The sequence below is a fragment of the Nonomuraea sp. NPDC050790 genome (assembly GCF_044456745.1).
In the GTDB taxonomy this organism is placed as follows: Bacteria; Actinomycetota; Actinomycetes; order Streptosporangiales; family Streptosporangiaceae; genus Nonomuraea.
Window position 1 is genome coordinate 17189 of sequence record NZ_JBITGF010000005.1, and the last position, 8743, is coordinate 25931.

The window sequence follows — 8743 nt, forward strand, 5'->3', positions numbered from 1 at the left end:
ACCCTGATCGACCAGCGAGAATCTGGTCGGGACGACAGGATTTGAACCTGCGACCCCTTGACCCCCAGTCAAGTGCGCTACCAAGCTGCGCTACGTCCCGCCAAGGACCTGTCGGAAGCTCGTTCCGCCCGGCCTTGCGTGGAAAACACTATCACGGGTGCAGGACCTGTCCGCGCCATTAACGGGGAGGCCGGGAGGGGCCCGCGGGCGGTCGCGGCGGCCGGTGAAATGCCCGATTAGACGTGATCTTTGACTGATGGCAAGGTCGTCTCTGACATCCGTCATCTACGGAAAGGCCTGGACATGCGCCTCGCTCCGTTAGCAGCCGCGATCGTCCTCCTGATCCCCGCGCTCTTACCCTCCACGGCCCAGGCACGCTCCCCCGCCTGCCCCGGCCCCGGCACCGACGCCGCCGTCGACAGCCCGGTCGAGATCGACGCCGCCACCGCCTGCCCGGCCCGCTCCCCCCGCCTCACCATCGCCTACGCCCCGTTCGCCACCGGCACCGTCACCCTCCAGGACCGGGAGCCGCTGGGCGGGACCCCGAGCGAGCACGACGATCTGCGCTTCATCCCGGACGGCTCCGCCTCCCGCGTGCTCTTCGACGGCCGGACCTACCTCCTGCGCAACGTGCACTACCACGGCCCGGCCGAGCACAAGTTCGCCGGCCAGGGCTTCGCGCCGCTGGAGGCGCATCTGGTGCACGAGCTGGCCGGCTCCGCCGAGGGGTACCTGGTCCTGTCGGTGCTGGTGAACGCCAGGCCCGGCTGGTCCGAGCACGACGACCTGCTGCGCGAGCCGCCGGCCAAGCTCGGCGCCACCAAGCGGGTCAGCGGCGTGCGCCTCGCGGCCCTGCTGCCGCCGCCCGGCAGGCGTACCTTCTATCGCTACACCGGCTCGCTCACCACGCCGGAGTACGACAAGCCGGTCACCTGGATCGTCTTCGAGCGGCCCGGCACCGCCGGCCCGCGCCACGTCGCCGACGTCCGCGCGCTGTGGGACGAGCACGGCAACAAGCGCTCCCTCCAGGACAACCCGATCCCGCCGAACGTCTACCGGCACTGACCCCACGCGCCCGCGCCCGGCGACGGGCGCGGGCACAGTCCGCTGGCATGGTCCGCGGTCACAGGCGGTCGGCCAGCCACTCCAGCAGGGGGCGCAGGTCGCGCCAGGCGTCGCGGACCTCGGTGCGCGCCTGGCCGCCGGTCGTCCTCGACTTGGGCAGGCGCTTCTCGGCCCCCAGCGACTTGTAGCGCAGCAGCTCGATCCGCGGGTGGTCGGCGGAGTATCCGCGCGGCTGCGTCTTGACCCGCTCCCCCACCAGCGAGAAGCCCTTCTTCTCCAGCCGGTCCACGATCCGGCGCAGTTCCTCGCCCGCCTCGCCGTCCACGGCCTCGCGGTAGCGGCGGGTGTCGTCGGCCCCGAAGGCGTGGAAGCCGCCGCCGACGTGGATGCCGTCGGCGCCGAGCATGAGGTAGTAGCCGGCGTGCCCCTTGGCGGGCACGCTGACGCCCTGGCTGGTCTTGTAGGGGGACTTGTCGGTGCTGAAGCGGGTGTCGCGCTGGGGCCTGAACAGCTTGGCGGGCCCGAACTCCGCCTCCAGCCCGTCCAGCATCTCCTCCAGCGGCTCCCGTACGGCCCGCTCGTAGACGTCCTTGTTGGCGTGCCAGAACTCCTTGGTGTTGTCGGCTTCCAGCCGCTTGTAGAAGTCGAAGGCCTTGGCGGTCAGGGGCACGGTGGGGTTCCCTCCCTCTCAGAGCAGGCCCGCGAACCGCTCGACGACCTCGGCCGCCTGGGCGGCGTTGAGGCGGGGGTCGCAGGCCGTGCGGTAGCGCGGCAGTCGGGGCGCCCGCGCGCACGGCACGGGCGTGGCGATGCACTCGGTGACGTCGTCGGGCGTCATCTCCAGGTGCAGGCCCGCCGGGTGGCGGTGGCGGGCGCGCAGGACGCTGACGAATGCCGTGACCTCCTCCAGGATCGCCTCCATGGGCCGGGTCTTGGGCCCGGCGCCCATGCGGACCGTGTTGCCGTGCATCGGATCGCACAGCCACACCACCGGCATACCCCGCCTGCCGACCTCTCCCACGATCTCCGGGAGAAGGCTGCGCACCCGGGTGCTGCCCAGGCGGACGATGAACAGCAGCCGCCCCGGCTGCCCGTCCGGGTTGAGCAGGCGGCTCAGCCGTACGGCCTGGGCCGGGGTGGTGGAGGGGCCGAGCTTGACGCCGACGGTGTTGCGGATCGAGCGGGCGAAGGCGACGTGCGGGCCGTCGGGCTGGCGGGTGCGCTCGCCGATCCACACCGAGTGGGCGGAGGCGGCGTAGCCGTCGCGCACGAGCGGGCGCTCGTAGTCCAGCAGGAGCGCCTCGTGCGAGACGTAGGCGCGCTCGAGCGGCGGGCGGCCGGTCCAGGACTGGCGCACCACGCGCAGGACCGCGCGGGCGCAGCGGTGGGCGCGCAGCAGGCGTTCCGGATCTGGGCGGCGGGCGCCGGGGTCTCCGGCGGGGCTGTTGACGGCGTCGCCCCGGTAGGAGGGGACGAGGATGCCGTCGGCGGTGCGTTCGTGGGGCGTGGAACGGGGCTTGCCGTACTGGCCGGCCAGGCGGCCCAGCGGGAGCGTGGGGACGCCGGTGCTCGCGCTGATGACGGCGGCCAGGCCGTACAGCTGGGCGAGTTTGGCGCGCACCTCGGACGGGCCGGACTCGCGGAAGCGCTCGGCGCAGTCGCCGCCCTGGAGCACGAAGCCGCCGCCGTCGCCCGCGCGGGCGACGGCGGCGGCGAGCAGGTCGCACTCGTGCGCGGGGACCAGCGGCGGCAGCGCGTGCAGGGTCCGCACGACCCGGCCGAGCAGCGCGGGGTCGTCCCAGTCGGGTTGCTGGGGAGCGCCGATCATGACGCCTCACTCCGCAGCCGCGCCTTGTCCACCTTGCCGACCGGGGTGAGCGGCAGGCCGGACACCACCACCACCCGGTCGGGGATCTTGTACGCGGCCGCGCCCCGCTCGCGCATGAACGCGTCGATGGCCTTGAGCGTGGGCGGGTCGTCACCGGCCACGATGTACGCGCAGGTGCGCTCGCCCAGGTACCGGTCGGGCACGGCGACGACGGCGGCGGCGCGCACGTGCGGATGGGCCAGCAGGTGCTCCTCGACCTCGTCGGCGGGCACCTTGTCGCCGCCGCGGTTGATCACGTCCTTGACCCGGCCGCAGATGACCAGGTGACCGGTCGGCGTCGTGCGGGCCAGGTCGCCGGTGCGGAAGAACCCGTCGGGGGTGAAGGACCGCGCGTTGTGCTCGTCCGCGCGGTAGTAGCCCCTGATCGTGTACGGCCCGCGCACCAGCAGCTCACCGGCCTGTCCGGCGGGCACCTCGGCGCCCGACTCGTCCACGACGCGGATCTCGTCGTGCTCCGACAGCGGCCTGCCCTGGGCGCCGGCCCGCAGCTCGGGGCCGTCGTCCGGCGGGCTCTGGCTCAGCAGCCCCTCGGCCATGCCGAACGACTGCTGCACCCGGCCGAGCCGCGCCTCGACGTCGCGGACCAGTTCGGGGCCGGCCGCGGCGCCGCCGAGCTGCACCAGGCGCAGGCTGTCCAGACGGTGCGGGGTCCAGGCGGCGGCCTCGGCCCACAGCAGGCCGAGCGAGGGCACGAGCCCGGTGACGGTGACGCGTTCGCGCTCGATGACCGCGAAGGCGTCGTCGGGGCTGGGCGTCGGGGTGAGGACGACGGCGCCGCCCGCGTGCAGGGTGCCGAGCACGCCGGGGCAGCCGAGCGCGTAGTTGTGCGCGATGGGCAGCGCGGCCAGGTAGACGTCGCCGGGGGTGAGCCGGGCGTTGGCGGCGCTGAGCCGCAGGTTGCACAGGTAGTCGTCGTGGGTGCGCGGGATGAGCTTGGCGCGGCCGGTGGTACCGCCGGACAGCAGGAACAGCGCGACGTCGCCGGGCTCGGGCGGGCGCAGGTCGGCGGGCTCGGCGTAGAGGGCGTTTAGGGGGGTGAACTCCTCCGCCTGCCCCGCCACGATCACCTGGCCGCGGCCGCGGATCCTGCGGGCCAGCTCGCGGTGGTCGAAGCCCTGGTGGCGGTCGGGGATGACGTAGGCGGCCGGCTCGGTCCGCTCGGCCAGGTGGCCGATCTCGTCGTGGCGGTGCGGGGGCAGCGCGAGCACGGGGGCGGCGCCCAGCGTGAACAGGGCGAACAGGGTGTCGATGAGCTCCGGGGAGTTGGGCAGGTGCACGATGACGCGCTCGCCGGGCCGTACGCCCAGATGGTGCAGGCCCGCGGCCAGGCGGGCGGCGCGCTCGGCGAGGTCGCGGTAGGTGCGGCGCTCGCCGGTCGCGGTGACCAGCGCGGTGCGGTCGTCGTGCGCGTGGAGCAGGGTGTCGAGGGTCTGGCCCGTCCAGAGGCCGAGCTCGCGGTAGCGGCGGGCGGTCTCCTCCGGCCAGGGTACGCATCCTGGGATCATGCGGTCCTCCTCAGGGGGCCAGCCGCGTCGTGTGCCAGCCGTCCGGGCCGCGGCGGTAGCGGACGCGGTCCTGGATCTCGTCGGCCCTGCGCTGCCAGAACTCCATCTCCTGCGGCGTGAGCCGGTAGCCGCCCCAGTGCAGGGGGCGTGGAATCTCCTGGCCGGTGAAGCGGGCGCGGTGGCCGTCGAAGCGCTCGCGCACGACCTGCCGGTCGCCGATCTCGGCGCGCTGGTCGCTGCTCCAGGCCAGCAGTTGCAGGGTGCGGGGCAGGGTGGCGAAGTGAGCGTCGGACTCGACCTCGCCCAGCCGCGCGACCGTGCCCTCGGCGCGGACCTGACGGCCTCTGTCCAGTACGGCGAAGCACAGGGCGGCCACGGGGTTGACCGCGACGTCGGCGGCCTTGCGGCTGGCGTGGTTGGTGAAGTAGACGAAGCCGTGGTCGACGTAGGCCACGTCCACCCAGCGGGCCGAGGGGCGGCCGTGGTGGTCGGCCGTGGCGAGGACGGCGAAGCCGGGCATCTCCCAGCGGGCGAACTCCGACAACGGGTCCACTGCATTTTCGGTGCGCATTAGCGGCTCCCGGCATTCTCTGGTCAGTTGAAACTCTATTGCCTATAATCGCGGTCATGCAAGAAGTCGCAGCGAAACTCATCACCCGTCATCGAGAAATAACCAGCCCCCGGACTTTCGAGCTGCTCGGCCTGGAATGGGATCTGCTGCCGGGCGTCTACGCGCCGCATCTGGCGCAGTCGTCGGCGCTTTACGCGGAATGGCTGCCCTATCCCCTGCACGGCTCGTTCTGCGAGGTCGGCAGCGGCACCGGCTACATCTCGGTGCTGGCCGCGCTGCGCGGCTGCGCCGCGGTGACCGCCCTGGACCTCAGCGCCGCGGCCGTGGAGAACACCCAGCTCAACGCCGTACGGCACGGCGTCGAGGCCGTCGTCCGCACCGCCCAGGGCGACCTGTTCGAGCCGCTGACCGGCGAAGACCGGTTCGACCTCATCTACTGGAACTCGAACTTCGTCGAGGGTGAGCCCGCCGACGCCCTGGAGCGCGCGTTCTTCGACCCCGGCTACGCCGCGCACGCCGCCTACTTCCGCGACGCCGCGGCGCACCTGGAGCCGGGCGGCAGGCTCCTGCTCGGATTCACCGACCTGGGCGACGAGAAAAGGGTGCGCGCCCTGGCCGCGGAACACGGCTGGCGGGCCGCGCCACTGCGGGCCGCGAAATGCGCGGCGGAAAAAGGGCATATCGAATACCGCCTTCTAGAATTCCAGCGCTGACCATTCAGCGATAACGGCGGACGGCGATCGGCACCAATATGACGGTCGCCGCCACCGCCCATGCCGCGGTGAAAATCACCGGCAGCAGAACGGGTCCGCCGCTGGAAAGTCCGACGAGCGCGTCACCGGCGAGGGAAAGCGGATTGGCCCGCACCACCGGCTGCAGCCAGCCGGGGAACTGCTCGACCGGCACGAACCCCGACGACAGGAACAGCAGCAGCGTCACCGGCGTGTTGAGCGCCCCGCTGACCGCCTGCTCGCTGGAGGCCGACAGCGCCACGACGACGGCCAGCCACAGGAAGATCCACGCGAACAGCGCCACCACCGCGAAGAAGGCCAGCACGGCCAGCGGCCCCTGGCTGAACCGGAACCCCGCGGCGTAGGCGACGGCCGTGGTGAACGCGCCCACGACCACGGCCCTGGCCAGGTCGGCGGCGATGCGTCCCGCCAGCACCGGCAGCCGGCCGATGTCCATGGCCCGGAATCGGTCGACGATGCCGCCGCGCAGGTCGGCGAAGAAGCCGACGCCGGTGCCGACCGCCCCGTACGCGGCGCTGAACAGCACGATCACCGGGGCGAGCCGGTCGATGTAGTCGCCGCGGCTGGCCTGGCCGACGAGTTCGCCGAAGACCAGCAGCATGAGGAAGAGCAGGATCACCGGGAACATCACCGAGTCCGCGACGAGCTGCGGGCTCTTGACGAAGCGGCGCAGGTTGCGACCGGCGAGCAGGCCGGTCTCGGCAAGGGTGCTCATGTCGCCCTCCTGAAGGCCTGTACGGCCGCCGCCGAGAAGACCGCCAGCAGCCCGGCCAGCCAGGCCAGCGCCTTGACCACCGGTCCGGCCGTCGGCCCGCCCTCGGCCAGCGCGCGCAGCGCGTCCAGGACCGCGGTGACCGGCTGGTGGCGTACCACCGGTTCGATCCAGGCGGGGAAGGCGTCGGCGGGCACGAAGGCCGAGGAGATCATCAGCAGCGGCAGGTAGATGACGTGCAGGGTCGAGGAGACCGACTCCGGGTCGCGGGAGACGAGCCCGAGCGCGCTGGTGCCCGCCGAGATCGTCAGCGCGAAGGCCACGGACAGGGCGACGAAGCCCAGCGCGGCCAGCGGCCCCGCCTGGAAGCGGAACCCGGCCACGTAGCCGGTCGCCACGATCACCGCGATCGCCAGCAGGGCCCTGACGCTGTCGGCGGCCATCCTGCCCACCACCACCGCGCCCCGGTTGATGGCCATCGCGCGGTAGCGGGCCAGCATGCCGCTGCGGCGGTCGGAGGCGGCGAAGAAGGCCGCGGTGATCGCCACGGAGAACATCCACTGCACGACGATCGCCGGTGGCAGGAACTGGGCGTAGTCGATGCCGCGTACGCGCAGGAGGTTGCCGAACAGCGCCAGGAAGCCGAAGACGAAGATGACCGGGAAGATCACCATCGTGCTGATCGTGTCGGCGACCGAGTTGAGCCGGATGTTGCGCCCGGCCAGCAGGAGTCCCTGCCCGAACAGGTTGCCGAGCCCGGCCTCGGACCTGGCCGTCATGAGCCCGCCCCCTTCCGCCCGGCCGCGGACTCGTGGCCCTCGGACGAGGACTTGTCGCCCTCGGCCGCGGCGTCGTGGTCTTCGGACGCGGGCTCCTGGACCCCGGACACGGAGTCCTGTGGCCCGGACGCGGGTCCGTGGCCGGTGAGGGCGAAGAACGCCTCGTCGAGCGTGGGACGGCGCAGCCGGATGTCGTCGGCCTCGACCCCCTGCTCGCGCAGGGCCGCGACGACCTCGGCCAGGGTGGCGCCGTCGGCGTCGCGGACGATGACCAGGCCGCCGGACTCCTCGACGTTGTCCACCCGGCCGCGCAGCGCGCGCAGGGCGTCCTCGGGCGGTTCCGTGCGCACCTCGCAGACCTGGCCGCCGACCTGCTTCTTCAGCTCGCCCGGCGTGCCCTGCGCGATCACCTTTCCGCGGTCGATGAGCACGATCCGGTCGGCCAGGCGGTCGGCCTCCTCCAGGTACTGGGTGGTCAGCAGCAGCGTGACGCCCTCCTCGCGCAGCGAGGCGACCACGTCCCACATCTCCTGGCGGCCCACGGGGTCGAGTCCGGTGGTGGGCTCGTCCAGGAAGATCACCGGGCGGCTGACCACCAGGCTGGCGGCCAGGTCCAGGCGGCGGCGCATGCCGCCGGAGTAGGACTTGACGGGCTGGTCGGCGGCCTCCGCCAGGCCGAACCCGCTCAGCAGTTCCTCGGCGCGGGCCGCTGCCGCCGCCCGGTCGAGTTTGAGCAGCCTGCCGAACAGCACGAGGTTCTGCCGCCCGGTCAGCACGTCGTCGACCGCGGCGAACTGGCCGGTCAGCGCGATGGACGCGCGTACACCCGACGGGTCGCCCGCCACGTCGTGCCCCGCCACGGACGCCCTGCCGCCGTCCGGCGGCAGGAGCGTGCTCAGGCAGTTGATCACCGTGGTCTTGCCTGCGCCGTTGGGGCCGAGCAGCCCCACGACCGCGCCGGGTTCGACGGTGAAGGACACGTCGTCCACGGCCGTCTTGTCGCCGAAGACCTTGCGTAGGCCCTCGACCTCGACTCCCCCTCCGTTCATGCCGCTCATCTCCTCGATGTGGGTGGGCGTCAGTCGTCCTGCTTCACCGGCGTCTGCTGGTGGAAGACGAGCTTCCACGCGTTGCCGCCGCGCTCGTAGACGCTGGTCATGTAGAGCTGGAAGGCGAACCCGGCCTCCTTGAGGCGTACCGTGGCGCGGTAGGTGATCAGCGCCGCGTCGCCGGTGAGTTCCAGGACCTTGACGTCCTCCAGCGTGTAGTCGTCGAAGGGGGCCTTGTTGGCGTCGATGTCGGCGGCCAGTTCCGCGCCCGTCTGCAGGCCGTCGGGCTCGACGCAGATCGTGCGGTCGGTGACCAGCTCGCGGTAGAAGTCGCCGTTGCCGACCGAGATGGCCGACCAGCCCTGCTCCTCAAGCTCTCGCAGTTCCTTCTCGACGCTCATGCTCGTTGTCTCCTCTCATCA

The 8743-nt window shown here is 72.4% G+C and carries 10 protein-coding genes and 1 tRNA gene; 2 read left to right on the forward strand and 9 right to left on the reverse strand.

All coding sequences use genetic code 11. The features are described from left to right. Positions 1-23: 23 nt before the first annotated feature. Positions 24-100, reverse strand: a tRNA-Pro gene (locus tag ACIBEJ_RS25365). Between the two features lie 203 nt (positions 101-303). Here ACIBEJ_RS25365 and ACIBEJ_RS25370 point away from each other — a divergent pair. Continuing rightward, positions 304-1065, forward strand: a complete 762-nt coding sequence (locus tag ACIBEJ_RS25370; protein ID WP_397185304.1) for a carbonic anhydrase family protein — start codon at positions 304-306, stop codon at positions 1063-1065. A 58-nt stretch (positions 1066-1123) separates the two neighbouring features. Here ACIBEJ_RS25370 and ACIBEJ_RS25375 read toward each other — a convergent pair whose 3' ends face one another. The 4 genes from ACIBEJ_RS25375 to ACIBEJ_RS25390 are packed head-to-tail and all read right to left on the reverse strand — an operon-like array spanning position 1124 to position 5029. Continuing rightward, positions 1124-1735 (reverse strand): DUF2461 domain-containing protein, encoded by a 612-nt coding sequence (locus ACIBEJ_RS25375; protein WP_397185305.1) that lies wholly within the window; start codon positions 1733-1735, stop codon positions 1124-1126. 18 nt (positions 1736-1753) lie between these two features. Then, positions 1754-2893 (reverse strand): 3-deoxy-7-phosphoheptulonate synthase, encoded by a 1140-nt coding sequence (locus ACIBEJ_RS25380; RefSeq protein WP_397185306.1) that lies wholly within the window; start codon positions 2891-2893, stop codon positions 1754-1756. Continuing rightward, positions 2890-4458, reverse strand: coding sequence for a (2,3-dihydroxybenzoyl)adenylate synthase (locus tag ACIBEJ_RS25385; protein ID WP_397185307.1), 1569 nt, complete (start codon positions 4456-4458; stop codon positions 2890-2892). Before ACIBEJ_RS25385 ends, ACIBEJ_RS25380 begins: the two co-directional genes overlap by 4 nt. Positions 4459-4468: 10 nt before the next feature. Continuing rightward, positions 4469-5029, reverse strand: coding sequence for a pyridoxal 5'-phosphate synthase (locus ACIBEJ_RS25390; protein ID WP_397185308.1), 561 nt, complete (start codon positions 5027-5029; stop codon positions 4469-4471). Positions 5030-5085: 56 nt separating this feature from the next. Here ACIBEJ_RS25390 and ACIBEJ_RS25395 point away from each other — a divergent pair, with 56 nt between their 5' ends. Continuing rightward, complete coding sequence (locus ACIBEJ_RS25395) at positions 5086-5742, forward strand: methyltransferase (protein WP_397185309.1); 657 nt, start codon at positions 5086-5088, stop codon at positions 5740-5742. 4 nt (positions 5743-5746) lie between these two features. On the opposite strand, the gene ACIBEJ_RS25400 is transcribed toward ACIBEJ_RS25395, so the two are convergent. The 4 genes from ACIBEJ_RS25400 to ACIBEJ_RS25415 are packed head-to-tail and all read right to left on the reverse strand — an operon-like array spanning position 5747 to position 8722. Further along, entirely contained in the window at positions 5747-6496 is a 750-nt protein-coding gene (locus ACIBEJ_RS25400) for an ABC transporter permease (protein WP_397185310.1), read from the reverse strand. Then, positions 6493-7272, reverse strand: coding sequence for an ABC transporter permease (locus ACIBEJ_RS25405; RefSeq protein WP_397185311.1), 780 nt, complete (start codon positions 7270-7272; stop codon positions 6493-6495). Before ACIBEJ_RS25405 ends, ACIBEJ_RS25400 begins: the two co-directional genes overlap by 4 nt. After that, the gene (locus ACIBEJ_RS25410; protein WP_397185312.1) at positions 7269-8321 is read right to left on the reverse strand and encodes an ATP-binding cassette domain-containing protein; all 1053 of its coding nucleotides are present in this window, start codon (positions 8319-8321) and stop codon (positions 7269-7271) included. Before ACIBEJ_RS25410 ends, ACIBEJ_RS25405 begins: the two co-directional genes overlap by 4 nt. 29 nt (positions 8322-8350) lie before the next feature. Next, positions 8351-8722, reverse strand: a complete 372-nt coding sequence (locus tag ACIBEJ_RS25415; protein ID WP_397185313.1) for a nuclear transport factor 2 family protein — start codon at positions 8720-8722, stop codon at positions 8351-8353. Positions 8723-8743 lie beyond the last annotated feature (21 nt).